32 protein-coding genes are annotated in these 24,364 nt (G+C 63.9%); 22 read left to right on the top strand and 10 right to left on the bottom strand.

The window, feature by feature from the left end:
* Positions 1-138 precede the first annotated feature (138 nt).
* Complete coding sequence (locus P0X85_RS01510; protein WP_275807389.1) at positions 139-1,212, top strand: glycosyltransferase family 2 protein; 1,074 nt, start codon at positions 139-141, stop codon at positions 1,210-1,212.
* On the opposite strand, the gene P0X85_RS01505 is transcribed toward P0X85_RS01510, so the two are convergent.
* Together P0X85_RS01505 and mdh are read right to left on the bottom strand one after the other, a co-directional pair.
* Complete coding sequence (locus P0X85_RS01505) at positions 1,209-2,399, bottom strand: hypothetical protein (protein WP_275807386.1); 1,191 nt, start codon at positions 2,397-2,399, stop codon at positions 1,209-1,211. The two genes, P0X85_RS01510 and P0X85_RS01505, sit on opposite strands and share 4 nt — an antisense overlap.
* A 65-nt stretch (positions 2,400-2,464) precedes the next feature.
* Positions 2,465-3,427 carry a malate dehydrogenase gene (gene mdh / locus P0X85_RS01500; protein WP_275807383.1) on the bottom strand — a complete coding sequence of 321 codons (963 nt, stop codon included), beginning with the start codon at positions 3,425-3,427 and terminating at the stop codon, positions 2,465-2,467.
* A 248-nt stretch (positions 3,428-3,675) separates the two neighbouring features.
* On the opposite strand from mdh, the gene P0X85_RS01495 reads away from it, so the two are divergent.
* Positions 3,676-4,419 (top strand): sulfite exporter TauE/SafE family protein, encoded by a 744-nt coding sequence (locus tag P0X85_RS01495; protein ID WP_275807380.1) that lies wholly within the window; start codon positions 3,676-3,678, stop codon positions 4,417-4,419.
* A gap of 2 nt (positions 4,420-4,421) precedes the next feature.
* Here P0X85_RS01495 and P0X85_RS01490 read toward each other — a convergent pair whose 3' ends face one another.
* Complete coding sequence (locus P0X85_RS01490) at positions 4,422-4,739, bottom strand: hypothetical protein (RefSeq protein WP_275807377.1); 318 nt, start codon at positions 4,737-4,739, stop codon at positions 4,422-4,424.
* Positions 4,740-4,918: 179 nt separating this feature from the next.
* Between P0X85_RS01490 and P0X85_RS01485 the strand changes: the two genes are divergently transcribed.
* The 11 genes from P0X85_RS01485 to P0X85_RS01435 all read left to right on the top strand — a co-directional run bounded on the left by P0X85_RS01485 (position 4,919) and on the right by P0X85_RS01435 (position 12,406).
* The gene (locus tag P0X85_RS01485) at positions 4,919-5,782 is read left to right on the top strand and encodes an HpcH/HpaI aldolase/citrate lyase family protein (protein ID WP_275807374.1); all 864 of its coding nucleotides are present in this window, start codon (positions 4,919-4,921) and stop codon (positions 5,780-5,782) included.
* 12 nt (positions 5,783-5,794) lie between these two features.
* The gene (locus P0X85_RS01480; protein WP_275807371.1) at positions 5,795-6,340 is read left to right on the top strand and encodes an NnrU family protein; all 546 of its coding nucleotides are present in this window, start codon (positions 5,795-5,797) and stop codon (positions 6,338-6,340) included.
* Between the two features lie 9 nt (positions 6,341-6,349).
* Positions 6,350-6,553: a DUF1737 domain-containing protein gene (locus P0X85_RS01475; RefSeq protein WP_275807368.1), complete on the top strand. Its 204-nt coding sequence runs from the start codon at positions 6,350-6,352 to the stop codon at positions 6,551-6,553.
* Positions 6,554-6,577: 24 nt separating this feature from the next.
* The gene (locus tag P0X85_RS01470; RefSeq protein ID WP_275807365.1) at positions 6,578-7,612 is read left to right on the top strand and encodes a MaoC family dehydratase; all 1,035 of its coding nucleotides are present in this window, start codon (positions 6,578-6,580) and stop codon (positions 7,610-7,612) included.
* 329 nt (positions 7,613-7,941) lie between these two features.
* A complete protein-coding gene (sdhC, locus tag P0X85_RS01465) occupies positions 7,942-8,325 on the top strand; it encodes a succinate dehydrogenase, cytochrome b556 subunit (protein WP_275807362.1) in 384 nt (127 codons plus the stop codon).
* Positions 8,326-8,336: 11 nt separating this feature from the next.
* Entirely contained in the window at positions 8,337-8,738 is a 402-nt protein-coding gene (sdhD, locus tag P0X85_RS01460; protein WP_275807359.1) for a succinate dehydrogenase, hydrophobic membrane anchor protein, read from the top strand.
* A gap of 20 nt (positions 8,739-8,758) precedes the next feature.
* Complete coding sequence (gene sdhA, locus P0X85_RS01455; protein WP_275807356.1) at positions 8,759-10,564, top strand: succinate dehydrogenase flavoprotein subunit; 1,806 nt, start codon at positions 8,759-8,761, stop codon at positions 10,562-10,564.
* On the top strand, positions 10,564-10,968 hold the full coding sequence (locus tag P0X85_RS01450) for a hypothetical protein (protein WP_275807353.1): 405 nt from the start codon (positions 10,564-10,566) through the stop codon (positions 10,966-10,968). The genes sdhA and P0X85_RS01450 overlap by 1 nt, the downstream gene beginning before the upstream one ends.
* Before the next feature lie 44 nt (positions 10,969-11,012).
* Positions 11,013-11,285, top strand: coding sequence for a succinate dehydrogenase (locus P0X85_RS01445; protein ID WP_275807350.1), 273 nt, complete (start codon positions 11,013-11,015; stop codon positions 11,283-11,285).
* 10 nt (positions 11,286-11,295) lie between these two features.
* Positions 11,296-11,610, top strand: a complete 315-nt coding sequence (locus tag P0X85_RS01440) for a hypothetical protein (RefSeq protein ID WP_275807347.1) — start codon at positions 11,296-11,298, stop codon at positions 11,608-11,610.
* 16 nt (positions 11,611-11,626) lie between these two features.
* Positions 11,627-12,406, top strand: a complete 780-nt coding sequence (locus P0X85_RS01435; protein ID WP_275807344.1) for a succinate dehydrogenase iron-sulfur subunit — start codon at positions 11,627-11,629, stop codon at positions 12,404-12,406.
* 53 nt (positions 12,407-12,459) lie between these two features.
* Here P0X85_RS01435 and P0X85_RS01430 read toward each other — a convergent pair whose 3' ends face one another.
* The gene (locus tag P0X85_RS01430) at positions 12,460-13,386 is read right to left on the bottom strand and encodes a YiiX/YebB-like N1pC/P60 family cysteine hydrolase (RefSeq protein ID WP_275807341.1); all 927 of its coding nucleotides are present in this window, start codon (positions 13,384-13,386) and stop codon (positions 12,460-12,462) included.
* Between the two features lie 195 nt (positions 13,387-13,581).
* Between P0X85_RS01430 and P0X85_RS01425 the strand changes: the two genes are divergently transcribed.
* On the top strand, positions 13,582-13,737 hold the full coding sequence (locus P0X85_RS01425; protein WP_275807337.1) for a hypothetical protein: 156 nt from the start codon (positions 13,582-13,584) through the stop codon (positions 13,735-13,737).
* 89 nt (positions 13,738-13,826) lie between these two features.
* Positions 13,827-14,663: an urea carboxylase-associated family protein gene (locus P0X85_RS01420; protein ID WP_275807334.1), complete on the top strand. Its 837-nt coding sequence runs from the start codon at positions 13,827-13,829 to the stop codon at positions 14,661-14,663.
* Between the two features lie 123 nt (positions 14,664-14,786).
* Here the strand turns inward: P0X85_RS01420 and P0X85_RS01415 are convergent, their stop codons facing one another.
* Positions 14,787-15,128 carry an ArsR/SmtB family transcription factor gene (locus P0X85_RS01415; RefSeq protein WP_275807331.1) on the bottom strand — a complete coding sequence of 114 codons (342 nt, stop codon included), beginning with the start codon at positions 15,126-15,128 and terminating at the stop codon, positions 14,787-14,789.
* A 226-nt stretch (positions 15,129-15,354) separates the two neighbouring features.
* Here P0X85_RS01415 and P0X85_RS01410 point away from each other — a divergent pair, with 226 nt between their 5' ends.
* From P0X85_RS01410 to P0X85_RS01390, 5 genes are all read left to right on the top strand, one after another.
* Complete coding sequence (locus P0X85_RS01410; protein ID WP_275807328.1) at positions 15,355-15,696, top strand: AtpZ/AtpI family protein; 342 nt, start codon at positions 15,355-15,357, stop codon at positions 15,694-15,696.
* Between the two features lie 41 nt (positions 15,697-15,737).
* Positions 15,738-16,466: a F0F1 ATP synthase subunit A gene (locus P0X85_RS01405; RefSeq protein ID WP_275807735.1), complete on the top strand. Its 729-nt coding sequence runs from the start codon at positions 15,738-15,740 to the stop codon at positions 16,464-16,466.
* Positions 16,467-16,531: 65 nt separating this feature from the next.
* Positions 16,532-16,768, top strand: coding sequence for a F0F1 ATP synthase subunit C (locus P0X85_RS01400; protein ID WP_009157477.1), 237 nt, complete (start codon positions 16,532-16,534; stop codon positions 16,766-16,768).
* Positions 16,769-16,872: 104 nt separating this feature from the next.
* Positions 16,873-17,418 (top strand): F0F1 ATP synthase subunit B', encoded by a 546-nt coding sequence (locus tag P0X85_RS01395; RefSeq protein ID WP_275807732.1) that lies wholly within the window; start codon positions 16,873-16,875, stop codon positions 17,416-17,418.
* Position 17,419: 1 nt separating this feature from the next.
* Positions 17,420-17,977: a F0F1 ATP synthase subunit B gene (locus tag P0X85_RS01390; RefSeq protein WP_275807324.1), complete on the top strand. Its 558-nt coding sequence runs from the start codon at positions 17,420-17,422 to the stop codon at positions 17,975-17,977.
* A 54-nt stretch (positions 17,978-18,031) separates the two neighbouring features.
* Here P0X85_RS01390 and P0X85_RS01385 read toward each other — a convergent pair whose 3' ends face one another.
* From P0X85_RS01385 to P0X85_RS01370, 4 genes are all read right to left on the bottom strand, one after another.
* Positions 18,032-18,799, bottom strand: a complete 768-nt coding sequence (locus tag P0X85_RS01385) for a FadR/GntR family transcriptional regulator (protein WP_275807320.1) — start codon at positions 18,797-18,799, stop codon at positions 18,032-18,034.
* Between the two features lie 98 nt (positions 18,800-18,897).
* Positions 18,898-19,563: a YiaD family glycine zipper/OmpA-like lipoprotein gene (locus P0X85_RS01380; RefSeq protein ID WP_275807317.1), complete on the bottom strand. Its 666-nt coding sequence runs from the start codon at positions 19,561-19,563 to the stop codon at positions 18,898-18,900.
* A 120-nt stretch (positions 19,564-19,683) separates the two neighbouring features.
* Entirely contained in the window at positions 19,684-20,562 is an 879-nt protein-coding gene (locus tag P0X85_RS01375) for a bifunctional helix-turn-helix domain-containing protein/methylated-DNA--[protein]-cysteine S-methyltransferase (RefSeq protein WP_275807314.1), read from the bottom strand.
* A gap of 66 nt (positions 20,563-20,628) precedes the next feature.
* A complete protein-coding gene (locus tag P0X85_RS01370) occupies positions 20,629-21,561 on the bottom strand; it encodes a Hint domain-containing protein (protein ID WP_275807311.1) in 933 nt (310 codons plus the stop codon).
* A 142-nt stretch (positions 21,562-21,703) separates the two neighbouring features.
* Between P0X85_RS01370 and nth the strand changes: the two genes are divergently transcribed.
* Both nth and P0X85_RS01360 read left to right on the top strand, forming a co-directional pair.
* Positions 21,704-22,348 carry an endonuclease III gene (nth, locus tag P0X85_RS01365; RefSeq protein ID WP_275807308.1) on the top strand — a complete coding sequence of 215 codons (645 nt, stop codon included), beginning with the start codon at positions 21,704-21,706 and terminating at the stop codon, positions 22,346-22,348.
* A gap of 14 nt (positions 22,349-22,362) precedes the next feature.
* Positions 22,363-23,349: an adenosine kinase gene (locus P0X85_RS01360; protein WP_275807305.1), complete on the top strand. Its 987-nt coding sequence runs from the start codon at positions 22,363-22,365 to the stop codon at positions 23,347-23,349.
* Positions 23,350-23,504: 155 nt separating this feature from the next.
* On the opposite strand, the gene P0X85_RS01355 is transcribed toward P0X85_RS01360, so the two are convergent.
* Positions 23,505-24,323, bottom strand: coding sequence for a sulfotransferase family protein (locus P0X85_RS01355; RefSeq protein ID WP_275807302.1), 819 nt, complete (start codon positions 24,321-24,323; stop codon positions 23,505-23,507).
* Between the last annotated feature and the right edge of the window lie 41 nt (positions 24,324-24,364).

Raw genomic sequence — 24,364 nt, 5'->3', positions numbered from 1 at the left:
TAAAACCGCCTTTTGTGATCACAGGTTTTAAAACTGTGATCACATTGACCTTCGGACCTGCGGGAAATCGGGGGCTGGCGCGACTCGCCGGGTTCGGGTCATGTGTCTGCGGCAAGATTCGCAAAGGCTTCGGTTGATTTGAGCAATTCCAGGAAAGACCCTTCGGCTTTGCCGCGCTGGGGCGTGGTGGCCACGGTGGACGAGCCGCTGCCCCTGATCGCGGCGTTCGTTGCGCATCACCACGCGGTCGGCGCGGATGAGATCCATCTGTTCTTCGACCGTCCCAACCCGCAGGCCGAGGCGCTGGTGGCGCAGGTTGCGGGCGTGCATGTGCATCACTCGGGCGAGGATGGCTGGGCGCGGGCTTGGCAGGCCAAGCGCCCGCCCCGGATCGAGGCGCGGCAGAAATATAATGCGACGCGGGTTCTGGACGAGAGCGGGCTGGATTGGGTGGTGCATTGCGACGCGGACGAGTTCGTCACGCTGGAGCGCCCGCTCGAATGGGAACTGGCGCGGGTGCCGCCGCAAAAGGGGTGGCTCAAGCTGGAGGTGGATGAGCGGGCCTATGTGACGCGCCAACCCGGCCTGCATATTTTCGAGGGCGTGTTCCGGCGGCGCTGGCCGGATTTCAAACATGCGGGCGAGTTGCTTTACGGCGCGCGGGCGCGGTTTCTCAACAAGGGGCTGACCGGCCATGTCGCGGGCAAGGCCTGTGTGCGGGCCGGGCGCGGCTATGCGATGGGCGTGCATTTCTGCCTGAAAACATGGGACGAGACGCAGAATGTCGTGCCCTATCGGCCCAGCTATAACGCGCGTTTGCAGCATTATGACGGGCTGACGCCGCTGCATTACGTCCTGAAAATGCTGCGCCGGGCCTCGACCGTGGTGGCGGGCGATCCGATCCCTTATTCGGGGCCGCGTTCGGCGCAGTTCATCGCGGCGGAGGCGATTGCCGGGGATGCGCGGGCGCTCTCGGATCTGTGGTGGGATGTGCTGGGGGTGAGTGCGGAGGAAACGGCGGCGCTTGAGGAATGTGCGGCGCTGTCGCGGGACCCTTCGGCCATCGCCGAGGAGGTGGCTGCGCTCTTCCCGCAGGTCGATCTCAGCCCGCGTGCCTTCGATCTGGCGCTGCTCGGGCATGAGGCCGATCTGATCCGGGCGGCGCGGGACCGGTGGGGGTTCGATCCCGCGCCGCTGGTTTCCAAACCTTAGTTCAGTGTGAGCATCATCAGCCCGGTGCGGCCCTGCACCACACGGGAAAAGGCGCGCCAGTTGGTGTCGCTGATCGGCGGCGCGTCGCTGCGATACTCTAGCGCGGCCCAGCCCTGCACCCAGCCGACGAAGTCGACCGGGGCGGGGTTTTCGAGGAACGCGTTCAGGTCCAGTCCGATGGGCGCGCGCCAGAACGGGATCGCGCGGGTGCCGGTCAGGAGCGCCTCGGCATCGTCGAGCACTGCGCCCCATGTCTGGTCAAGACCTTCGGGGAATTCGATGCCAAGCGCGGAGGTCTGGCGATCATTCGGAATCCACTCGCGGTCGTTGTCGGTTTCCGTGGCGAGCGCGGCCCAGAACAGGCGGTTATCCGCAATCATGCCAAGCCAATGTGTCCGCGCGGCGCGGGTGCGGGTGGCGTCCGGCCTCTGGCGCAGCGTACCGTCGAGCATCGCAACGACATCGACGAAGCTGCCAAAGCCATAGAGGTCGCGGTTCGGGTCGGGCTGCGCGGCGGTGATCTCGGCGCGGCTGGCGAGCACGCGGGCGATGGCGGGGGCCGGGTCATAGGCGAGGATCATCTCGGTCGTGCCGGAGATCAGCTGCGTATAGGCGCGCAGCCAGTGCCGGTCGGCCGCGTCGAAGCGGATCACCGGCAGCGCGGCGTCCTGCGGGCGCTCGCGCCAGGTCCATGTGCCGACCAGCGCGGGGCCGACGAGATCGGCCATGCCCTCGCCATCGCCACGCGCGCCGTCGCCGTCAATGTCGAACCAGGGTGCGCCGAAATCGACGATCAGGGCGGGGTCGGCCTCGGACGGGATAGCGTCGAGCGCGGCGCGCGCGCGCTCCATCGCGGCGAGCGTGTCGGTGAGGCTTTGCGTGATTACCTCGGCGGTCAGCGGTTCAGGGGCGGGGGGGTGCGGACCATCCATGTAGCCGGTGAAGGGCGAGGCGAAGAACGCCTCGAGCCCGTGGCGCGCGCGCAACTGGTAGGTGCGCTCGACCGCGCCAAGGAATTCCAGCCCGGCAATCGCAAAGTGCGTGTCGGCATCGGGCGCGGGCCGGGCGCGTAACTGCTCCAGCATGGCGGAGATGCTGGTCGTGGACAGCTCCGCCGAGAGGTCGAGTTCGGCCAGCGCGGGCAGGGGCGCGAGCGCGGCCAGCGCGGCGAGGGGAAAGAGACGCATGAAACCTCCGAAATGAAAAAGGCGCCCCCGAAGGGACGCCTTGAACAGTAGAACCGTTTGGCCGATCAGGCCAGCGTCGGGTCGATGCCCTTGCAGGCTTCGACGAGGCCTTTGACCGCGTCGACCGACTTGTCGAACATCGCTTGCTCTTCCTTGTTGAGCTTGATGTCGACGACCTTCTCGATGCCACCGGCGCCGATGATGGTCGGGACGCCGACATACATGCCGTCGAGGCCGAAGGCGCCTTTGACGAAGGCCGCGCAGGGCAGGAGACGCTTTTGGTCCTTGAGATAGGCTTCCGCCATCTCGATGGCCGAGGTCGCCGGAGCGTAGAAGGCCGAGCCAGTTTTCAGCAGGCCGACGATCTCTGCGCCGCCGTCACGGGTGCGCTGGATGATCGCGTCCAGTTTTTCCTGCGTGGTCCAGCCCATTTCGACCAGATCCGGCAGCGGGATGCCGGCAACGGTCGAGTAGCGTGCGAGCGGCACCATGGTGTCGCCGTGGCCGCCCAGAACGAAGGCGGTGACGTCGCGCATCGAGACGCCGAATTCGACCGAGAGGAAGTGGCGGAAGCGCGCCGAGTCGAGCACGCCGGCCATGCCGACGACTTTCTCCGCGGGCAGGCCCGAGAACTGTTGCAGCGCCCAAACCATCGCGTCGAGCGGGTTGGTGATGCAGATCACGAAGGCGTTCGGCGCGTGCGCGGCGATGCCTTCGCCGACCGATTTCATCACCTTGAGGTTGATGCCGAGCAGGTCGTCACGCGACATGCCGGGCTTGCGCGGCACGCCTGCGGTCACGATGCAGACGTCTGCGCCCGCGATGTCGGCATAGTCGTTGGTGCCCTTGAACACACCGTCGAAACCTTCGGACGGGCCCGACTCTGCGATGTCGAGGGCTTTGCCCTGGGGGGTGCCTTCGGCAATATCGAACATGACGACGTCACCGAGTTCTTTGATCGCGGCGAGATGGGCGAGCGTGCCGCCGATCTGACCTGCGCCGATAAGGGCAATCTTGGGTCGGGCCATTGGAGTCCTCCGAAAAGTCAGGATGGATGGGTTGAAACTGACGCGCATGGGTTAGCGGGTCGCGGGGCTTGTGGCAAGGGCGCTGCGCTGCGGCGGAGCGTTTGTATGCCGTTGTGCACCGAAAAAGCGTGAGAATCCGGGGGAATTTTTTAGCGCGGCGTGGCTGGCCTTTGACCGGGACGCGGGGCAGAAGAGGCTGTTAGCGCCGCAACTTCGGGCGGCGGCTGAGGCGATTCTGGGGACGCGCGATGGAAATCGGGACGATCGGCTGGGTGCTGGCGGTGCTCGCGGCGATGGCGGTGGGCCTGTCGAAGGGCGGGTTGCCAGTGGTCTCGGGGCTGGCGGTGCCGCTTTTGGCGCAGGTGATGAGCCCGGTTCAGGCGGCGGGGCTGCTCTTGCCCGTCTATATCGTCTCGGACATGGTCGGCCTCTGGGCCTATCGGCGCGAGTTCGACCGAAAGGTGCTGCTGATCGTGTTGCCAGCGGCGGCGCTGGGCATCGGGATCGGCTGGGCGACGGCGGAGATTGTGCCGGAGGCGGCCGTCGCGGTCTTGGTCGGGATTATCGGCGCGGTCTTTGCGCTGAATGCGATCCTGCGCCGTCCGGTTGTGGCCGAGCCGCGCGAACCGCAGGTCGCGCCGGGGCTGTTCTGGGGCACGATCACCGGCTTCACCAGTTTCGTGAGCCATTCGGGCGGCCCGCCCTGGCAGGTCTATGCGCTGCCGCTGGGCATGTCGAAGCTGCGCTTCGCGGGCACCTCGACGGTGCTCTTCGCGATCATCAACGCGTTGAAACTCTTTCCCTATTTCATGCTGGGGCAGTTGAACGCCGACAGCCTTGGCGTGGCGAGTGTGCTGATGGTGCCGGCGGCGCTGGCGGTGCTGATCGGGGTTTGGGCGGTCAGGGTGATCCCGCAGGTGATCTTTTTCCGGATCGTGATCTGGGCATTGCTGTTGATCTCGCTGCGGCTGATCTGGACGGCGGTGTTCTAGGGTCAGATCCCCTTGCCACGCGCAGGCAGCATGTCTTGCAGAAGTTCAAAGGCCTCGCCGCTGGCGATCAGGCAGGTCTGCCCTTCGGCGCTTGTCGCAAGCATCGTCCACGATCCGGTGTCGGCGGCGTAAATCTCGACTACGGAATTGTCGGCGGCGAGCGCGATGGCGCGGCGGCGTTCCTGATAACGGTCCGCCAATTGCTCGATGATCGGCGTGCGCGCCCCACAGCGCGGGGCGGCTGTTTCGGCATGCGCGTTTTGTACGGCCGCGATCAGCGCGACAAACCCGAGCGAGAGAGCAAAAAGACGATCCGTCATGGCAGGGCCTTTCCGTGTGGCGATGCGAGGAGCCTGCGCAAGAGCGGCAAAGATATGGTTAACGGCCCGCGCGGATGACGCGACGCGGCGGCGTTTTTCTGCGATGCGGCAAATCGGGGGTTGCTGATTCTGTCCAGATCATGACATTTGACGCAACTTTATTGCGAGGAGAGAATCAGATGGCCGATCGTCCCTATCGTTCCGTGCTCTATATCCCCGGCTCCAAGGAGCGCGCGCTGGAAAAGGCGACGGGGCTTGTCTGTGACGCGATCATCTTCGACCTCGAAGACGCTGTGGCGATGGATGAAAAGGTCAATGCGCGCGGGCTTTTGGCTCAAACGCTCAAGACCGCAGATTACGGTCAGCGCGCGCGGATCGTTCGGATCAACGGGCTCGACACCGAATGGGGCGCGGAGGACGTGAAGACCTTTGCCGCCGCGATCAAGGACGGGGCCAAGGTCGACGCGATCCTGATCCCGAAAGTGTCGAAAGCGGCCGATCTGGATGCGGTTGCGGCGATGATCCCGGATGTGCCGCTTTGGGCGATGATGGAGACCGCGCTGGGGATGCTGAACGCGCATGAAATCGCCGCGCATCCGCGTCTTGAAGGCATGGTGATGGGCACGAACGACCTTGCCAAGGAGATGCAGACGCGGTTCCGCGCGGATCGTCTGGGGCTTCAGGCGGGGCTGGGGCTGTGCCTGCTCGCGGCGAAGGCCTGCGGCAAGATCATCGTGGACGGCGTCTATAACGCGTTCAAGGATGACGCGGGGCTGAAGGTCGAGTGCGAGCAGGGCCGCGATATGGGCTTTGACGGCAAGACCCTGATCCACCCGGCGCAGCTTGAGATCACCAACGCGGCCTTTGCGCCGTCGGAGGCCGAGATCGACCTCGCGCGCCGCCAGATCGCGGCGTTCGAAGAGGCCGAAAAGAACGGTCTGGGCGTGGCGGTTGTGGATGGCCGGATCGTCGAGAATCTGCATATTGTCACCGCGCGGCAGACGCTCGCCAAGGCGGAGGCGATTGCCGCGCTAAACAGCTAAGGGGCAATCATCATGGCACTTCTCATCCTCGGCGTCCTTCTGTGGGCGCTTGCACATCTGGGCAAACGTATCGTCCCCGGCTTTCACCGCAGCCTGAAGGGCGCGGAGCGGCCGATGGTGACGGGGCTGATCGCGGTCGGGATCGTGCTCATGGTGATCGGCTACCGTGCGGCGGATGGGGCGGTGTTCTGGGGGCGCAGCCCGGCGATGGTCGGTGTGCAGAACCTGTTGATGCTGGTTTCGGTCTACCTGTTCGCGGCCTCGGGGATGAAGACGGCGGTCGCGCGCAAGCTGCGCCATCCGATGCTTTTGGGCATGATCCTGTGGTCGGTTTCGCACCTGCTGGTGAATGGAGATGTCGAGAGCTTCGTGCTGTTCGGGGGCTTGGGCCTTTGGGCGGTGCTGGAGATCGTGCTCATCAACCGCGCCGTGCCGAACTGGGTGCCGCCCAAGGCGAAGCCCGCGAAATTCGAAGCGATGGCGCTGGCGGGGACGGTCATCGTCTACGGTGCGATTGCCGGGCTGCATTACCTGTTCGGCGTGCCGGCATTCGGGTGAGGACAAGAGATGAAGCTTTACCGTTTTCTCAGTGCCGATGACACGAGCGAGTTCTGCCACAAGGTGACCGATGCGTTGAACAAGGGCTGGGAGCTTTATGGCAGCCCGACCTATGCGTTCGATGCGGCCAAGGGCGTGATGCGCTGCGGGCAGGCGGTCGTGAAGGAAAAGGACGGGGACTATTCCCCCGACATGAAACTGGGTGCGCAGTAAAGCGCCCGCGAGAGAGGACAGATCATGGCAAAGACCAATCCGGGCCGCTTTTTCGAGGATTACAAGATCGGCGACGTGATCCGTCACGCGGTGCCGCGCACCGTGGCCGAGGGTGAGCGCGCGCTGTATCACGCGCTCTATCCGGCGCGCCATGCGCTCTATTCGAGCGATGAATTCGCCGCCGCCTGTGGTCTCGACGGCAGCCCGCTGGACGATCTGGCGGCGTTCCACGTGGTCTTTGGCAAGACGGTGCCGGATGTCTCGCTGAACGCGGTGGCGAACCTTGGCTATGCCGAGGGGCGTTGGATCAAGCCGGTCTATCCGGGCGACACGCTGCGCTCGGAATCGCAGGTGATCGGGCTCAAGCAGAACTCCAACGGCAAGTCGGGCGTGGTCTATGTGCGCACGCGCGGGCTCAACCAGATGGATGAGGTCGTGCTGGAATATGTGCGCTGGGTGATGGTGCGCAAAGGCAATCTGGATGCGCCTGCGCCCGAGACGGTGCTGCCCGATCTGGCCAAGGTCGTGGACCCCAAGGAGATCGTGATCCCCGAGGGCCTGAGCTTCGAGACTTACGATTTCGGTCTGGCGGGCGAGCCGCATCGCTGGGGCGACTATGAGATCGGCGAGAAGATCGACCATGTCGACGGCGTGACCATCGAGGAAGCCGAGCACATGATCGCCACGCGGCTCTGGCAGAACACCGCCAAGGTGCATTTCGACGCGACCTTCCGGGAGGATGGGAAGCGGCTGATCTATGGCGGGCACGTGATTTCTATGGCGCGCGCGCTCTCGTTCAACGGGCTGGCCAATGCGCAGATGATCGTCGCGCTGAACGGGGGCGCCCATGCGAACCCGTGCTTTGCGGGCAATACGGTGAAGGCGTGGTCCGAGGTTCTGGACAAGGCCGAGACCGATGCGCCGGGCGTGGGGCTGATCCGGCTGCGGCTGGTCGCGGTCAAGGAAGGCGCGGCGGAATTCGCGCTGAAGGGCGAGGACGGGAAATACGCGCCCGAGGTGCTGCTCGATCTCGACTACTGGGCGGTGATGCCGGTCTGAGATCGGCCCCGCAGGCGTGCGCCGGGGCGCCCCCGAAGCACGCCGCCCGCACCCCTCGCGGCGGTCCGGAGGCGGTGAGTCTCTGACCCGCCCTTGGGGAAAGCGGAAAGCGGCTGATGGCCGCTAACATGTGATCACGCCCGGAAAATTTGTGATCACAAACCCAATTTTTCGCCCTTGAATGTAACGAAATGCTGACTTTCCCGCCTCTCGGCGCGTGACTTGGGCGAAATATGCGCTATTGAAGAGACGCAATTCCGGCCAGCTCCGCGACCCGCGCGATGCCCTGCACCGCACCCGCCCGGAGCCCAGCGACAGAGGGACCCATTATGGCTGATGTGAAACGGGTGGAACGGCCCCTTTCCCCGCACCTCCAAATCTATCGCCCGCAGCTTACCTCGCTCACCTCGATCCTGACGCGGATCACGGGCAACGCGCTCATCGTGGGCGTGCTGCTGGCGGTGTGGTGGCTGCTCGCGGCGGCGACGAGCCCCGAATATTTCGAGACCGCCAACGCGGTCGCCACCTCGTGGTTCGGCGATCTGGTCTTTACCGGCTCGCTCTGGGCTGTGTGGTATCACTACCTCGCCGGTCTGCGTCACCTCTATTTCGACGCTGGCAAGGGCCTTGAGATCGAGACCGCCGAAAAGCTCGGTCTGGGCGTGATCGTCGGCTCGGTCGTGCTCACCATCATCACCATCATTCTGGTCTGAGGAGACGATCCATGCGTTACCTGACCGCACGCAAACGCGCCGAGGGCAAGGGTGCTTCGGGCACCGGCACCGAGCATCACTGGTACATGACCATGTCGGCCGTCGGGCTGGCCTTTCTGGTTCCGGTCTTCGTCTACATCTTCGGCAAGACGCTGGGCCAGGGCCATGAGGCGGTGATCGAGACCTTCTCGCGCCCGTTCCCGGCGATCCTGACCGCGCTGACCGTCGTGGTCGGCATGCGCCACTTCGCCAAGGGCGCGCAGATGATGATCGAGGATTACGCCCGCGGCACCAGCCGCAAGATCGGCATCATCATCGCCTATTCCATTTCCTACGCCGTGACGGCGGTGGCGCTCTATGCGCTCGCCAAGATGACTTTCATCGGCTTCATCCTCGGCGCGATGGGCGCTTAACCTGACGGGAAGACTGACAGATGGCTGCTTACCAATACGAAACGCACGAATATGACGTCGTGGTGGTCGGTGCCGGTGGCGCTGGTCTGCGCGCGACGCTGGGCATGGCTGAGCAAGGGCTGCGCACGGCCTGCGTGACCAAGGTGTTCCCGACCCGCTCGCACACGGTTGCGGCGCAAGGCGGTATCGCCGCCTCGCTCGGCAATATGGGTCCGGATAGCTGGCAATGGCATATGTACGACACCGTGAAGGGGTCGGACTGGCTGGGCGACACCGACGCGATGGAATATCTCGCGCGTGAGGCGCCCAAGGCGGTTTACGAGCTGGAACATTACGGTGTGCCGTTCTCGCGCACCGAGGAAGGCAAGATCTACCAGCGCCCCTTCGGCGGCCACACCACCGAATTCGGTGAAGGCCCGCCCGTGCAGCGCACCTGTGCCGCCGCTGACCGCACCGGTCACGCGATCCTGCACACGCTTTACGGCCAGTCGCTCAAGAACAATGCGGAATTCTTCATCGAGTATTTCGCCATCGACCTGATCATGTCGGACGATGGGGTTTGCCAGGGTGTGGTCTGCTGGAAGCTCGACGACGGCACCTTCCACGTCTTCAACGCGAAGATGGTGGTTCTGGCGACCGGCGGCTATGGCCGCGCCTATTTCTCGGCGACCTCGGCCCATACCTGCACCGGCGACGGTGGCGGCATGGTGGCGCGCGCGGGTCTGGCGCTTCAGGACATGGAGTTCGTGCAGTTCCACCCGACCGGCATCTACGGCTCGGGCTGTCTGATCACCGAAGGCGCACGCGGCGAGGGTGGTTACCTGACCAACTCCGAAGGCGAGCGCTTCATGGAGCGTTACGCGCCCCACTACAAGGATCTTGCGCCGCGTGACTATGTTTCGCGCTGCATGACCATGGAAATCCGCGAAGGCCGCGGCGTGGGCGATGGCAAGGATCACATCCACCTGAACCTGTCGCACCTGCCCGCAGAGGCGCTGGCGGAACGTCTGCCGGGGATTTCGGAATCGGCGAAGATTTTCGCGGGCGTCGATGTCACCAAAGAGCCGATCCCGGTTCTGCCGACCGTGCACTACAACATGGGCGGTATCCCGACGAACTACTGGGGCGAGGTTCTGAACCCGACCAAGGAAAACCCGACCGCGGTCGTGCCGGGCCTGATGGCCGTGGGCGAGGCGGGCTGTGCCTCGGTGCATGGCGCGAACCGTCTGGGCTCGAACTCTCTGATCGACCTCGTGGTGTTCGGCCGCGCGGCCGCGATCCGCGCCGGTCAGGTCGTCGATCCGAAGGCCCGCAATGGCGTGCTGAACCAGGCGTCCGTGGACAAGGCCTTCGACCGCTTCGATGGTCTGCGCTATGCCAAGGGTGGCGTGCCGACGGCGGAGCTGCGTCTGGAAATGCAAAAGACGATGCAGGCCGACGCGGCGGTGTTCCGCACCGACAAGACGCTGAAGGAAGGCGTCGAGAAGATGACCGCTGTGGCGGCCAAGCTCGACGATCTGGCGGTCACCGATCGCTCGCTGATCTGGAACTCCGACCTGATGGAGACGCTGGAACTCACCAACCTGATGCCGAACGCTCTGGCGACCATCGTCGGCGCAGAGGCCCGCAAGGAAAGCCGGGGCGCGCACGCCTCCGAGGACCATGCGACCCGCGACGACGAGAACTGGCGCGTGCACACCGTCAGCCGTGTCACCGGCAACACGGTGGAGCTGAGCTATCGTCCGGTCATCCTCGATCCGCTCACCACGGAGACAGAGGGCGGCATCAGCCTCAAGACCATCGCGCCGAAAGCGCGGACGTTCTGATGCTGGGGCGCGCTTCGATCCTTTGCTGTGCCGGGGTCTGTCTGACCTTGGCCGGCTGTGGCGAGCAGAATATCCTGCGCTATCAGGGTCGCCCGGCACAGACCGCACAGGAATGCGAGGCAGCCTATAAGGACGCCCGCGCCCGCGGCAGCTACCAACCCGCGCCGACCAATGGTGCGGGGCTGTTCGGGGCGGCTCTCGGCAAGGGGATTGCCAAGGGTATGATCGAGGCGGCCTATGAAAGCTGTCTCGCCCGTGTCTCGGCCACGACCCCGCAAGGGGCATATCGCGCCGCCGTCGTCGCCGAGCAAAACGCGGCGCGCTATCCGGCGGCCACCAGCGGAACCTGTCAGCGGGGTCTGGGCGTCATGCAGGGGGGGAGCGGATATTGTATCAACTATTGAAAACGGCCCCCTTCGCCGCAGTCATCCTGCTGGGCGCCTGCCAGATGAGCGGCCCGCTGGAGCAAAGCGCCGAGGAGATCGCCCGCACGCAGGCGAAAACCGTCGTCAATGGCGTGGTCGCGCAGAAACTGCCGGGGGTCAACGCGGCCCCGGTCACGGACTGCATCATCGACAATGCCGAACTGTCCGAGATCTACACCATCGCCAAGGGCGCGGTGGTCGGCGTCACGGATGAAACCGTTTCGACCGTGATGGGCGTGGCACAACGGCCTGAAACCGTGCGCTGCATCGCCCAGAACGGCGCGTCACTGCTGTGAGGAGGGAAGGATGACTGTGCTCATGACCCGTCAGACGGCACTGCGCGGCACGATGGCTCTCGGCCTTGCCGGTCTGATGGCGCTCTCGGCCTGCGGTCCGGTGCCGGTCGCGGTGGCAGAGCAGCAATGCTACGACATCGCACAGCGCACCCGCCCGATCAGCGGCGAGGCCAAGTTCGGCTTCAATCAGGATGGCGCGATCTATGACATCGACACCACGGTCTCGCTTGGCAATCTGACCGGGCAGGACCCGAACGAAGTCTACGCGCGCTGCGTCTATCAAAAATCCGGCCAGCTCCCGACGCGGCCGCTCTATTCCCGCTAACCGAAAGGGATCACACATGGTTCAGTTCACACTTCCCAAGAACTCGAAGATCCGCGTCGGCAAGACCTGGCCGAAGCCCGATGGCGCGACGAATGTCCGCAAGTTCCAGATCTATCGCTGGGACCCGGATACCGGCGAGAACCCGCGGGTCGACACCTATTTCCTTGATATGGACAAGTGCGGCCCGATGGTTCTGGACGCGCTCATCAAGATCAAGAACGAGATCGACCCGACGCTGACCTTCCGCCGCTCCTGCCGCGAAGGCATCTGCGGGTCCTGCGCGATGAACATCGACGGGATCAACACGCTGGCCTGTATCTATGGCCTTGATGAGGTGAAGGGCGACGTCAAAATCTACCCGCTGCCGCATATGCCGGTGGTCAAGGACCTGATCCCGGACCTGACGCATTTCTACGCGCAGCACGCTTCGATCATGCCGTGGCTCGAAACCAAGACGAACCGCCCCGCGAAAGAGTGGCGTCAGTCGATCGAGGACCGCAAGAAGCTCGACGGTCTTTATGAATGCGTGATGTGCGCATCCTGCTCGACCTCGTGCCCGAGCTACTGGTGGAACGGCGACGAGTATCTGGGTCCGGCGGCGCTGCTGCATGCCTATCGCTGGATCATCGACTCGCGCGATGAGGCGACCGGCGAGCGTCTGGACAACCTTGAAGACCCCTTCAAGCTCTATCGTTGCCACACGATCATGAACTGCGCGAAAACCTGCCCGAAGGGTCTGAACCCGGCCAAGGCCATCGCAGAGATCAAGAAGATGATGGTGAACCGCGTCGTCTGAGCGCGCGCAACCGGAATGACAAAGGCCCGGAGGTCTCTCCGGGCCTTTGTCATTTACCCGGGGTCCTGATCCTTGAGCCGCGCGGGGTCGCGCTCTGCCTTGCGCCAGTTCCGGGTGAGATCGGCGATCAGCGTGTCGCGGTCGGCTTCGGCCCAGCCCTCTTCGGTGCCGCGGACATAGCCCACGAAATCCATCGCGCCACGTTCGGTCACAGCGAGGGCCACAACATCGTCGGGGACGATCGTCTGGCGCCCGTAAAGCCGCCGGGTCGGCATCTGCGCCTCGGGCATGGCGCGGGCGGCCAGTTCAGCGCAGTAGAGCGCGTCGGTCGAGGCGTTATCGAAGAAAAAGTCGAAATCGGCGCCCAGGGCGCGGGCGAGATTGCGCAGCGTTTCCTGCTTGCGCGCGCGTGAGGTGATCGGCGGACGCAGCACCGCGACCGCATCGGTGGCCAGCACATATTCGACATCGGACAAGTGAACGCCGGGCGAGTCGGATTCGATATAGGTCTTGCCCGCACGGATCGCCGCGTGATGCGGCACCAGCGCGGGGTCGTCCCAAATGCCGAGCGCGCGCAGGTCCGCTTCGGTGCCCAGATAGATCACGACATGGCTGAACAGTCCCGGCAGCATCGTGCCCGACAGGCGCCCCTTGGAGCTTACGAAAAGCACGTCGAGCGGTCGCAGGTCCGCCTCGACGGCAGCATAAGCGGCGGGTTTGGCGATATAGCCGTCACGCATCACGATGGCTCCGACGACGCGCCCAACGGCAGGGGCGAGCGGATCGGCCAGATGGATCAGCGGTGCTGGATAGGTCTCGGCATTATCGCAGCACCCTTCGAGCGGCGTGTTGCGCAGCTCGCGCTTGGACACGCCCGGATCGGGCGCGGCACAGGCTGCAACGCTCAGGCCGAGCGCCAGCAGCGCCAGCGGTCGCAAATGGGTGCGAATGCGCGAAAAGGATAGGCCGCGAAAGATCATGGCTAGGGTTTTGGCACTGCTTTGGGCAAAGAACAAGCGCCGGAACATGGGCGGGATTGGCGCTGCGGCTCACGTCCGCGTGAAATTGCTGCATTGCGGCATACGCATGGCGAGGTTGCATAAACAGACCTGTTCGGGACTGGGGCGCACCCCTATCTACGCCAGCAGGGAGGAACTCGAGTAATGGAGAGTTCCATGGCCAAGATCGTTACCTTCCCCCGCAAGCTGGACGCTGCGCGCAGTCTTGAGGACTCGCTTGCCTATTACACCCCCGAGCCGAGCCGACCGATCCCTGCCGAGCGGGTTCTGACGCCCCTTGAGCAGATGTACGAATATTACAGCGCGGCCTGAGGCGGCGCTTTGGAATGTGAAAGGCCCCGCTATGGCGGGGCTTTTCTTTTGCGCAAGGGCCGGATTTGATGCGCGCAAAGGAGACCGATATGTGCGAACCGAAAGACGCCGCTGAACGCCGGGCCCGCCCCGCCGTGATCTGTTACCCGACCGAGACCCTGCCGCATCCCGATCTGGCGGGCTATCGCGCCGCAAGGGCAGGGTGGAAGCGCGTGGCCTCGCATGTCGCGGACCCGCGCGAGGCGGCCTGTTTCGAAGTGCCGGCGGGGCATTTCTTTCGGATCGTGTCGGTCGAGGGCCCGCAGGTGGGCGATCTGAATATCTGGTCGGCGGATCTGTCGGAGCGGTTCTATTCAGGCAAGACACGGGCCCTGCATGGCACGCATCTGAGCACAGGCGACCGGCTTTGGTCCTCCTTCCCGACGCTGCGCCCGCTTGCGACGATCACCGAGGATACGCTCGACTGGTATGGGATCGACGCGGATGGCGGCTCGGTGCATGACGTGATTGGCACGCGCTGTGATCCCTATACGCATAACCTGTTGAGTGGCGGGCAGTATCACCATTGCTGTCATTCGAACCTGACGCGGGCGCTGGCGCAGGCGCGCGGGCTGTCGCTGTCCGAAGCGGAGGCGCTGGTGCATGATGTGCTCAATGTCTTCATGTGCACCGGGTTCACGCGGGACACGGGACAATATTTCATGAAGGCGAGCCCGGTGCGCCCGGGCGATTACCTTGAATTCTTCGCGGAAACCGATCTCTTCGGCGCTTTGTCAGCCTGTCCGGGCGGCGATTGCGGGGCGGAGCATAGCTCGGACACGGCCGCCTGCTATCCGTTGCAGATCGACATCTACCGCCCCGACGCGCCGCCTGCTGGCTGGGTTTCGCCCACGTTAAACGGTTACGACCGCTCGCACGGGGTCTGAGGCCGGGGGCGCTGCCCCCGGACCCCCGGGATATTTGGGGCAGACTGAAAGAGGTCTCTCCCTGTCAGTCTGCGAAAAATATCCTGGGGTGAATGGGCCGTGAGGCCCAGAGGGGCAAAGCCCCTAGCCCTCTTCACCAAATTCGGCGGCCAGGAAGCGTTCGAACGCGTCGAGATCCACCGGTTCGAACTGGCCGAAGCCCTGAATCCAGGTCGTCGCATCGCGCAACGCATGGGGTTCGAGCTTGCACCATTTCACCCGGCCGCGCTTTTCCTGCGAGATGAGGCCGGCATCCGCGAGGATGGTGAGGTGTTTCGAGATTGCCGCGAGCGACATCTCGAAGGGCTCGGCCACATCGGTGACCGCCATGTCGTCTTCGAGCAGCATCGTCAGGATCGCGCGACGCGTCGGGTCGGCGAGGGCGGCGAAGATGGCGTCGAGGCGCTGGGCAGGGGCGAGGCTCATGGGGCTTTGATTGCTCGTTCCCGGCGAAACGTCAACCGATCGGTTGAATATTCGCTTGGGACGGTTTGCGGCCTGAAACCGGAGTGGTCAACAGAGTTGCGCTGATGCGAAAATTGGAAAACACATCAAAATCAATCACTTGTCGGCAGTGGCGGCGAGCGCTAACGCAATTGACTCACGCTGGCGTGACGTCTATCAAGCGCAAGAGTTTTTGCGGGGGCTGCCCATGACCGATCACCCCTCTGATGGACCCGATCCGGCGCGACTTGAAGCGCTTGAGAAACGGCTCAAGGAGGTGAAGCGGTCGACGGAACCGGCCCCCCGCGTCGATGTCCAGATGGATCAGGCGAATATGGCCTGGCGGATGGTCATCGAGATGGTTTCGGGGCTGGGGATCGGCTTCGGCATCGGATACGGGCTCGATGTGCTGATCGGCACGCAGCCTTGGTTGATGGTGCTGTTCACGCTTCTCGGACTCGCGGCTGGCGTGCGGGTGATGCTGCGCACGGCTGAAGAGATGAACAAGGAACGTGCGGCTGCGCCCGCAGCCGATGAAGAGGGAAAATAGACGTGTCGGAAGCAACTGGCGAAGGTCTCGTGTTCCACCCGATGGATCAGTTCATCGTGAAGCCGCTCTTCGGAGAGGGCCCGATCCACTGGTACACGCCCACCAATGCGGCGCTGTGGATGGGTATCACGGTTATGGCGATCATCCTGCTGCTGGTCATCGGCACCCGCGGCCGCGCCGTGATCCCGACCCGCATCCAGTCGATTGCGGAACTGGCCTATGGCTTCATCCACAAAATGGTTGAGGACGTGGCTGGCAAGGATGGCCTCAAGTTCTTCCCCTATATCTTCACCCTGTTCCTGTTCATCGTGTTCTCGAACTTCCTCGGCCTGCTGCCGAAAGCGTTCACGCCGACCTCGCATATCGCGGTGACCGCGGTTCTCGCGATGCTGGTGTTCCTCACGGTGACCATCGTTGGCTTCGTCAAGAACGGCGCTGGCTTCCTGTCGCTGTTCTGGGTCAGCTCGGCGCCGCTCGCGCTGCGTCCGATCCTCGCGCTGATCGAAGTCATCTCGTACTTCGTGCGCCCGGTGAGCCACTCCATTCGTCTTGCGGGTAACATGATGGCCGGCCACGCCGTGATCAAAGTGTTCGCCGCCTTCGCGCCGCTGATCCTGATGTCCGGCATCGGTATCGCCGTGACCCCGCTCTCGATCGTCGCGATCACCGCGATGTACGGGCTCGAAGTTCTCGTGGCCTTTATCCAGGCCTATGTGTTCACGATCCTGACCTGCGTTTACCTGAAAGACGCGCTGCATCCGCACCACTAAGCGGATAAGGCCCGGATCCCGAAATAACCAAATTCTGCCAATTCCAACCTCAAGGAGTAACGAACATGGAAGGCGATATCGTTCAAATGGGTGCATACATCGGCGCTGGCCTGGCCTGCATGGGCATGGGTGGGGCAGCTGTTGGTGTGGGCAACGTTGCCGGCAACTTCCTGTCGGGCGCCCTGCGTAACCCGTCGGCCGCAGCTGGCCAGACCGCGACCCTGTTCATCGGCATCGCGTTTGCGGAAGCCCTGGGGATCTTCTCGTTCCTCGTCGCGCTTCTGCTCATGTTCGCCGTCTGATCCCTTTTTCGCATCCTTGCGGTCGGATGGGCCTTTTCGGGGCCCATCCGGTTTTCTGAAGGGTCCAGGGGGACGACATGGCTACTGAACACGAAGCGGCCGAAATGGCGCAGGAAGCGGGTCACGCCGCAGCGGAAGCTGCCGGTCACGCCGCCGAATCCGCCGGTATGCCGCAACTCGATTTCTCGACGTTCGGGAACCAGATCTTCTGGCTTCTCGTCACCCTCGTCGTGATCTACTGGGTGCTGTCGCGTATCGCCCTGCCGCGCATCGCGGCGGTTCTGGCGGACCGTCAGGGCACTATCGCAGGCGATCTTGCGGCTGCGGAAGAACTCAAGCTGAAGGCGCAGGACGCCGAGGCCGCCTATGAAAAGGCCCTCGCCGATGCCCGCTCCGAGGCACAGAAAATCGCTGCCGAGACCCGCGCCGAGATCCAGAAGGACCTCGACGCCGCAACCGCCAAGGCGGATGCGGAAATCGCGGCCCGTGCAGCGGAATCCGAAGCCCGCATCACGGAGATCCGTGCCGGTGCTGTCGAAGCCGCGAAAACCGTGGCCAAAGACACTGCCGCCGAGATCATTGCCGCGATGGGTGGCAAGGCCGATGCCAAGGCGCTCACCGCTGCGGTTTCGGCACGGCTGAAAGGGTAAGATGATGAAGAAACTTACGCTCCTTCTCATTCTCGCCGCTCAGCCCGCTCTGGCCGCTTCGGGTCCGTTCTTCTCGCTGCGCAACACCGATTTCGTGGTGACCATCGCCTTCCTGCTGTTCGTGGGTGTGGTGCTCTATGCGAAGGTGCCGAAACTGTTGGGCGGTATGCTCGACAAGCGCGCCGAAGGCATCAAAGCGGACCTCGAAGAGGCGCGCAGCCTGCGTGAAGAGGCCCAGTCGATCCTCGCGACCTACGAGCGCAAAGCCCGTGAAGTGCAGGCGCAGGCCGACGAGATCGTCGTCGCCGCCAAGCGCGATGCGCAAAACGCGGCCGAGCAGGCGAAAGCCGACCTCCAGGTCTCGATCGCACGTCGCCTGAAAGCGGCCGAAGATCAGATCGCCTCGGCCGAGTCGGCTGCGGTCAAAGAGGTCAAGGACACTGCCGTGTCGGTGGCCGTGGCTGCTGCGGGCGAGGTTCTGGCCAAGCAGATGACGGCGAAGGACCAGTCGAGCATGATCGACGCGGCCATCGCCGAGGTGGAAACCCGTCTGCACTGAGCGGGTCACCCGGGCTGAAATCGAAAACCCGGCCCTTGGGCCGGGTTTATCCATTCAATGATCGTGTTCATGTCGTAAGCGCAGCCGGGCCAGTTCCTCGTGTCGTTCGGCCTTGCGCTGCTCGCTGAGCGCCTGATCCACGAAGTCCATATGCGCCGCGACCGCCGCCCGTGCGGCTGCCCCATCACGGGCCTGAATGGCCACGTTGATCGCGCGATGCTGTTCGAGCAGCGCGTCCCGGGTCGAGCGGTTCCGGAACATCACCGAGCGGTTGTAGAACACCCCCTCGCTGAGCAGATCGAACATCGCGCGCATCATATGCAGCATGATGACATTATGGCTGGCCTCGATGATTGCCATGTGAAACTGCGCGTCGAGTTCGGCTTCGTCTGCGGGATTGCGCTTCACATGCGCGATTTCCATCTTCTCGAAAATCGTGCGGATCACCGCAAGATCGGTGTCGGACCCCAGATGTGCGGCGCGCTCGGCGGCCAGCCCTTCAAGATCGCGGCGGAAGGACAGGTAGTCGAACACTGCCTGATCGTTGGTCGCAAACAGCCGGATCAGCGCGGGCGAGAAGGCGGAGCCCAGAACGTCCGCCACGAAGATGCCGGATCCGGCCTTGGTGGTCAGAAGACCGGCCTCTTGCAGCTCTGCCACGGCTTCGCGCAGGCTGGGGCGTGACACGCCAAGGCGCTCGGAGAGTTCGCGCTCAGAGGGCAGGCGCTCTCCGGGGCGCAGAATGCCTTGCAGGATCAGCCCCTCGATCTGGCGCACGACCGCCGAGGCAAGTTTTTCGGATTCAATCTTCTGAAACGGCATATTCTCCCCCCGTTCTGGTCAAGATGTATGACCACTGCGCGGGCGGGGCAATAAAAAAGGCCGGGTTGCCCCGGCCTTTTGGTGTGCGTCGCCTGTGTTTACTGGTTCGGCGTGATGATGAATTCGACGCGCCGGTTCTGCGCTCGGCCCTCGGGCGTGAGGTTGGTTGCCACCGGCTGATCCTCACCGCGCCCGTAAGAGAGAACGCGCTGACGCGGCACGCCCGCCGAGATCAGCACATAGGCGACTGCATCCGCGCGATCCTCGGAGAGACGCTGGTTATAGGCGGCAGTGCCCTCGCTGTCGGTATGGCCGATCACCGAAACAGTGGTGTTCGGGTAGCGGTTCAGAGACACGGCGAGCGTGTAGAGGTCCTGACGCAGATCGGGGCGCAGCTCGGCACTGTCGGTCGCGAAGAGCACGTCTTGCGGCATGGTCACGATCAGCTCCTTGCCGGTGTTGACGATGCGCACGCCTTGCGTGTCGAGATCGCGGCGCAGCTCTTGCGCCTGAGCGTCGAGCGAGGCGCCGATGGCGCCGCCCACGATCCCGCCCACGGCGGCACCTGCCAGTGTCTTCTCAAGGCGCTCATCCCCGTCCGCGGTGGCGGCGCCAAGGATGCCGCCCATCAATGCGCCTGCAACGGCGGCCTGATTGCGGTTGGCATTGGGATTGGTGCTGTTGTCGCTTGCATAGGGGTCCATGCAGCCCGCGAGGCCCGTCGCGGCCAGCGTCGCCAAAAGAAGGGGGGTCGTCAGTTTCATTGCTCTCGCCTTTTGTCTTGGGCCGGGTCCACGGTCCGGCGCCTGATTTCGCTGCGCAGATTACGCGCAAATGGCGAGCTGGTTCCATCACTTGTGCGGGCGCGCGCGGGTTTCCGCCCATCAACTCCCTGCGAGCGGAAAGGCGCTGGCTCCGGCATCGGCGCGCGCCGCCTCCCATGCGAGCAGCGCGCGCTTGACCGGCAGCCCCCAGTGATAGCCGCCCAAGGCGCCCGATTTGCGCAGCGCCCGGTGGCACGGGATCAAGAGCGAGATCGGGTTGCGCCCGATGGCGGTTCCCACCGCACGGACAGCGCGCGGATTGCCGATAGCGGTGGCGATGTCGGAATAGGTGGTCACTTCGCCCGAAGGGATGGCGAGAAGGGCCTCCCAGACTTTGATCTGGAACGGCGCGCCGATCAGCGTGAGCGGTGCTCCGTGACCGCCAAAAGCGGCCTCCACCCATGGTGCGATAGCCGTGGGATCTTCGACAAGGTGGGCGGCGGGCCAGCGCCGGGCCAGATCGTCGAAGGCCGCTTTGATCCCGATTTCAGCGGCAAACCCCATGCCGCAGATACCGCGCTCGGTCGCCATGACTATGGCGGGGCCAAAGGGGGTGTCAAATGCGCCCCAGCGCAGCGTCAGGCCCGCCGCCCCTTGTGCGAATTCGCCCGGCGTCATTGCCTCCCAGCGCAGCACCAGATCGTGAAGCCGCCCGGTTCCCGAAAGACCTGCCGCATCCGCAAGCGCATCGAGCGGCTCGCGCTCTTGGGCAAGACGCTCTCGGATGAAATCGAGCGTAAGATATTGCTGGTAGCGTTTGGGCGAGACCCCGACCCAAGCCGAAAAGACGCGTTGAAAATGTGCGGGGCTCATGCCCAGACGCTCTGCTAGGGCATCGAGGGAGAGTGAGATGCGCGCCTCTTGTGCGGCGTCAATCTCGGTCAGCGCGCGTGCAATCAGCTTGTAATGGTAGCGGTTTTCCGGGGCGGATTGGGTCATGGCTCTCTCCTCCCGGTCACTCTAGGCCGGCAGGGCCGCATGGGCGACCCGAAACATGCACATTGCTCAGGCCGCGAGCCGAGCGCGCCTTGCCTTGCGTTCGCGGGCGAGCATGCCGACCTCCCAGGCCGCCATCCACGCGCGGGCGGGCTGAGTATGTGGGGCGGCCAGACGCGGGCCAAGCACGCCACGCACCCCGTCAGGCAGAAGAGAAATGAAATCGGGATCGACATGCACGGTGCTGACCCAAAGCCCTTCTGCCAGAATGATGTCTGGCTGGTCGAACACGAGCGAATAGAGCGGCTGCGCCCCGTCTGCGCGATCGTCGCAATTTGGCAGGGTGTCGAATCGGGCCAGCATTTCGGATTCGCCAAACCAGAGATCAAGCTCCGGCCCCGCCAGCAGCAGCCCGGTTCCCGGCGTCGCCACAAGGTCACGCGCGGGTTGTCCGGCGCCGAACTGATCGAACCGGACACGGCGCGGGCGCGCGTCGGATGCGGCCCGGCGCGGCATCATGTGCTGGCCAAGCCATAAAAGCGGCTGATACCCGTTGTCGCGCGTGAGGATCATGTCGCCCGGTCGCAACCAGTCGACCGGCATCTCACCCTGATCGGTCGCGATCATCGTTCCGGCCCCGAAGGCCGGCAGGTTTGCCAATTCCTCCGGTGCGGGATGGCGCCCCCCGGTGAGTTTCAGCGGCTGTTCCAGATAGCTTTGCCCCGGCTGCATCGGCGCGGAGGCGAGATAGAGCACCGTGTGCCCGTCAATTTCGAGCGGCTCAAGGCGCAACTCCTGCTCCCCGCAGCTAAGCAGAACAGGAAGATCGGCAGAGATCACCCCTTCGTACACGCAGCCCCCGCCCGCGTCGAGCACGCGCGCGGTGGCCCCCGCATCGACGATCCGCCACATCCCGTCGACCGTGTCGAACCCGGCATCCAGCCGCCATGCCCTTGCGGCCCTGTCATGGGTGATTGCCGTTGCCGGATAACCGCGGTCCATAGCTTTGTCCGTTCCTGCCATTCCCCGTCAGTTTGCGCAGAGTTCACAAACGCCCGGTTAACGCCGCCCGGAAAATCCCGAGTTTTTTCGGCAAACCCATCGAGGCCCTTGCCGCAAGCCGGGGCGCGGGGCATAGGAAAGCATGGCCAAGCAACTCGACTACATGACGATGAAAGAGGTCTTCGCGCGCTTCGAGGCGGCGGAGCCTCATCCCAAGGGTGAACTCGACCACACCAACGCCTACACGCTGCTGGTTGCGGTGGCGCTCTCGGCGCAGGCGACGGATGTGGGCGTGAACAAGGCGACCAAGGACCTGTTCCCGATTGCCGATACGCCCGAGAAGATGCTCGCACTCGGCGAGGCAGGCTTGATCGAGCATATCAAGACGATTGGGCTGTTTCGGCAAAAGGCCAAGAATGTCATCAAGATGAGTCAGATCCTCGTGGAGCGCTACGAGGGTGTCGTGCCCAGCTCGCGCGCCGCGCTGACTGCGCTGCCGGGTGTCGGGCGCAAGACCGCAAATGTGGTGCTGAACATGTGGTTCGGTCACCCCGCGCAGGCGGTCGACACGCATATTTTCCGGATCGGCAACCGCACCGGCATCTGCCCGGGCAAGGATGTGGACGCTGTCGAGCGCGCGATTGAGGACAACGTGCCCGTCGAATATCAGCGCCACGCGCATCACTGGCTGATCCTGCATGGCCGCTATACATGCGTCGCGCGCAAGCCCAAATGCGGCGCCTGCGTGATCCGCGACCTCTGTCCCTTCGAGGACAAGACCGTTTAACCAAGGAGACCTCCGTGACCAGTTATCAGGTGGTGGGCATCGGCAATGCCGTTGTCGATGTGATCAGCCAGAGTGACGACAGCTTCCTCGAACATATGGGGATCGAGAAAGGCATCATGCAGCTGATCGAGCGCGAGCGCGCCGAGACGCTTTATGCCGCGATGTCGGATCGCACGCAGGCGCCGGGCGGGTCGGTCGCGAACACCATCGCGGGTCTGGGCAATCTGGGTCTGCGGACGGCCTTTATCGGCCGGGTGCGCGACGATGCTCTGGGCCGCTTCTACGAGGCCGCGCTGCGCGCCGAGGGGACGGATTTTCCGAACCCGCCGGTCAAGACCGGCGACCTGCCGACGTCGCGCTCGATGATCTTCGTCTCGCCCGATGGGGAGCGGTCGATGAACACCTATCTCGGGATTTCGGCCGAGGTCTCGACCGAGGATGTCTCGCTTGAGGTGACCGAGAACGCGCAGATCCTGTTCCTCGAGGGCTATCTCTTCGACAAGGACCACGGCAAGGCGGCGTTTCTCAAGGCCGCGCAGGCGACCCGGCGGGGCGGTGGCAAGGCGGGGATCTCTCTATCGGACCCGTTCTGCGTGGATCGCCACCGCGACAGCTTCCGCAGGCTCGTGCGCGACGAGATGGATTACGTGATCGGCAACCATCACGAATGGGAATCGCTCTACCAGAGCGATCTGGAAAGCGCGCTCAAACAGGCCGCCGCCGATTGTGCGATGGTGGTCTGCACGCGCTCGGGCGACGATGTGGTGCTGATCCGGGGCGAGGAGCGCGTCGAGGTCCCCGTCCACCGGGTGGTGCCGGTCGATGCGACCGGCGCGGGCGATCAGTTCGCGGCGGGATTCCTTTATGGCTATGCAACCGGCCAGAGCCTGAAAGTGGCAGGGCAGATGGGCTGCGTCGCGGCCGCCGAAGTCATCAGCCATTTCGGCGCCCGCCCCGAGACTGATGTCAAACAGCTCTTCCGCGAGCACGGGCTGATCTGAGGCAAAGGGGCGCTGCCCCTCTTTTCCTTCGGAAAATTCACCCCGGGATATTTCGGGCAATTGGAAACGAGACCTTTCGTTCCAATCGCGTCAAATATCCCGGGGGGGTGAGGCCAAAGGCCGAGGGGGGCAGCGCCCCCCTTCTTGCGTTTGGCTCAGGTGCCGAGCTTCGCATGGACCTCGTCGAGGTCGATTTCGCCGATCGGCATCTTGTTGTCCGGATCGTCGAAATCGTATTGGAAGAGCTGGAAGTCCTTCTTGTAGATTTCCCAGACGAGGTGGCGCGAGAGGTCGTCGAAATACTCGCTGACCTTATGCGCGCGCTTCGGCCCATGCCCTTCGGATTCATTGAAGCGCGGCACCTTGTCGAGATCGACCTTCACGGGCGTCTCGCAATTGTCGAGAACGACCTGCATGCCCTCGTTGAACTTCTCGGTGAAGAAGATGTGGTCGTAGCTGCCGCCGTTGCAGATGAAGGTCGAGATATGGCCCGACATTGCGGACCAGTGGATGTCGGGCTCCATCGGGCGGCGCCAGCGGATGGTGTCACGCGCAAACAACAGGAAGCGGCGGAAGCTCTTGATCTGGTCGAAGTCGAAATTGTCCTCGGGCGAGCCGACCTCGATTCCGTATTTCTGCACCAGTTGCGGCACGAGGTTGCCGCGATAGCGCTTGCCGTTGCGCTGGATGCCACAGATCTTGTCGAAGAACGACGACAGGATGCGGGCATAGGGATTGCGCACGCAGGTGAAGGCATAGGATTTATGCGATTTCACGTTTTGCTCGATGAGCTTCTGGCTGTCCGCCATCGACCATTTATGCATCCGCCCGGTCGCGTCATGGATGTCGCCATCGAAGAATTCTCCGTGGTCGGAATAGAACATGATCTGCCCGATCGACGAGCAGGCGCATTTGGGCACGACGCGATAGACCATGCTCTCGCTTTCGGTCATCCAGGTCCCTGGAAACCCCATATTCATATCCTCCAGATGCGCGGGTAAAAAACTCTTCAGGA

The sequence above is a fragment of the Pseudothioclava nitratireducens genome, from assembly GCF_029210495.1.
Lineage (GTDB): Bacteria > Pseudomonadota > Alphaproteobacteria > Rhodobacterales > Rhodobacteraceae > Pseudothioclava > Pseudothioclava nitratireducens.
The sequence above is the reverse complement of the archived record's forward strand: the minus strand, read 5'-3'. Positions and strand labels throughout refer to the sequence as shown.

Excerpts from the sequence above, each read along its gene's own strand:
- P0X85_RS01370 (WP_275807311.1), bottom strand. The coding sequence starts at position 21,561 with ATGGACCGCGGTTATCCGGCAACGGCAATCACCCATGACAGGGCCGCA.
- P0X85_RS01445 (WP_275807350.1), top strand. The coding sequence starts at position 11,013 with ATGAGCGGCCCGCTGGAGCAAAGCGCCGAGGAGATCGCCCGCACGCAG.
- P0X85_RS01440 (WP_275807347.1), top strand. The coding sequence starts at position 11,296 with ATGACTGTGCTCATGACCCGTCAGACGGCACTGCGCGGCACGATGGCT.
- P0X85_RS01470 (WP_275807365.1), top strand. The coding sequence starts at position 6,578 with ATGGCAAAGACCAATCCGGGCCGCTTTTTCGAGGATTACAAGATCGGC.
- P0X85_RS01420 (WP_275807334.1), top strand. The coding sequence starts at position 13,827 with ATGTGCGAACCGAAAGACGCCGCTGAACGCCGGGCCCGCCCCGCCGTG.
- P0X85_RS01475 (WP_275807368.1), top strand. The coding sequence starts at position 6,350 with ATGAAGCTTTACCGTTTTCTCAGTGCCGATGACACGAGCGAGTTCTGC.
- P0X85_RS01355 (WP_275807302.1), bottom strand. The coding sequence starts at position 24,323 with ATGGGGTTTCCAGGGACCTGGATGACCGAAAGCGAGAGCATGGTCTAT.
- P0X85_RS01395 (WP_275807732.1), top strand. The coding sequence starts at position 16,873 with ATGGCGCAGGAAGCGGGTCACGCCGCAGCGGAAGCTGCCGGTCACGCC.
- P0X85_RS01380 (WP_275807317.1), bottom strand. The coding sequence starts at position 19,563 with ATGAAACTGACGACCCCCCTTCTTTTGGCGACGCTGGCCGCGACGGGC.
- mdh (WP_275807383.1), bottom strand. The coding sequence starts at position 3,427 with ATGGCCCGACCCAAGATTGCCCTTATCGGCGCAGGTCAGATCGGCGGC.
- P0X85_RS01405 (WP_275807735.1), top strand. The coding sequence starts at position 15,738 with ATGGATCAGTTCATCGTGAAGCCGCTCTTCGGAGAGGGCCCGATCCAC.
- sdhA (WP_275807356.1), top strand. The coding sequence starts at position 8,759 with ATGGCTGCTTACCAATACGAAACGCACGAATATGACGTCGTGGTGGTC.
- sdhC (WP_275807362.1), top strand. The coding sequence starts at position 7,942 with ATGGCTGATGTGAAACGGGTGGAACGGCCCCTTTCCCCGCACCTCCAA.
- P0X85_RS01485 (WP_275807374.1), top strand. The coding sequence starts at position 4,919 with ATGGCCGATCGTCCCTATCGTTCCGTGCTCTATATCCCCGGCTCCAAG.
- P0X85_RS01490 (WP_275807377.1), bottom strand. The coding sequence starts at position 4,739 with ATGACGGATCGTCTTTTTGCTCTCTCGCTCGGGTTTGTCGCGCTGATC.
- P0X85_RS01385 (WP_275807320.1), bottom strand. The coding sequence starts at position 18,799 with ATGCCGTTTCAGAAGATTGAATCCGAAAAACTTGCCTCGGCGGTCGTG.
- P0X85_RS01505 (WP_275807386.1), bottom strand. The coding sequence starts at position 2,399 with ATGCGTCTCTTTCCCCTCGCCGCGCTGGCCGCGCTCGCGCCCCTGCCC.
- P0X85_RS01425 (WP_275807337.1), top strand. The coding sequence starts at position 13,582 with ATGGCCAAGATCGTTACCTTCCCCCGCAAGCTGGACGCTGCGCGCAGT.
- P0X85_RS01415 (WP_275807331.1), bottom strand. The coding sequence starts at position 15,128 with ATGAGCCTCGCCCCTGCCCAGCGCCTCGACGCCATCTTCGCCGCCCTC.
- P0X85_RS01400 (WP_009157477.1), top strand. The coding sequence starts at position 16,532 with ATGGAAGGCGATATCGTTCAAATGGGTGCATACATCGGCGCTGGCCTG.
- sdhD (WP_275807359.1), top strand. The coding sequence starts at position 8,337 with ATGCGTTACCTGACCGCACGCAAACGCGCCGAGGGCAAGGGTGCTTCG.
- P0X85_RS01480 (WP_275807371.1), top strand. The coding sequence starts at position 5,795 with ATGGCACTTCTCATCCTCGGCGTCCTTCTGTGGGCGCTTGCACATCTG.
- P0X85_RS01450 (WP_275807353.1), top strand. The coding sequence starts at position 10,564 with ATGCTGGGGCGCGCTTCGATCCTTTGCTGTGCCGGGGTCTGTCTGACC.
- P0X85_RS01390 (WP_275807324.1), top strand. The coding sequence starts at position 17,420 with ATGATGAAGAAACTTACGCTCCTTCTCATTCTCGCCGCTCAGCCCGCT.
- P0X85_RS01375 (WP_275807314.1), bottom strand. The coding sequence starts at position 20,562 with ATGACCCAATCCGCCCCGGAAAACCGCTACCATTACAAGCTGATTGCA.
- nth (WP_275807308.1), top strand. The coding sequence starts at position 21,704 with ATGGCCAAGCAACTCGACTACATGACGATGAAAGAGGTCTTCGCGCGC.
- P0X85_RS01435 (WP_275807344.1), top strand. The coding sequence starts at position 11,627 with ATGGTTCAGTTCACACTTCCCAAGAACTCGAAGATCCGCGTCGGCAAG.
- P0X85_RS01430 (WP_275807341.1), bottom strand. The coding sequence starts at position 13,386 with ATGATCTTTCGCGGCCTATCCTTTTCGCGCATTCGCACCCATTTGCGA.
- P0X85_RS01410 (WP_275807328.1), top strand. The coding sequence starts at position 15,355 with ATGACCGATCACCCCTCTGATGGACCCGATCCGGCGCGACTTGAAGCG.
- P0X85_RS01495 (WP_275807380.1), top strand. The coding sequence starts at position 3,676 with ATGGAAATCGGGACGATCGGCTGGGTGCTGGCGGTGCTCGCGGCGATG.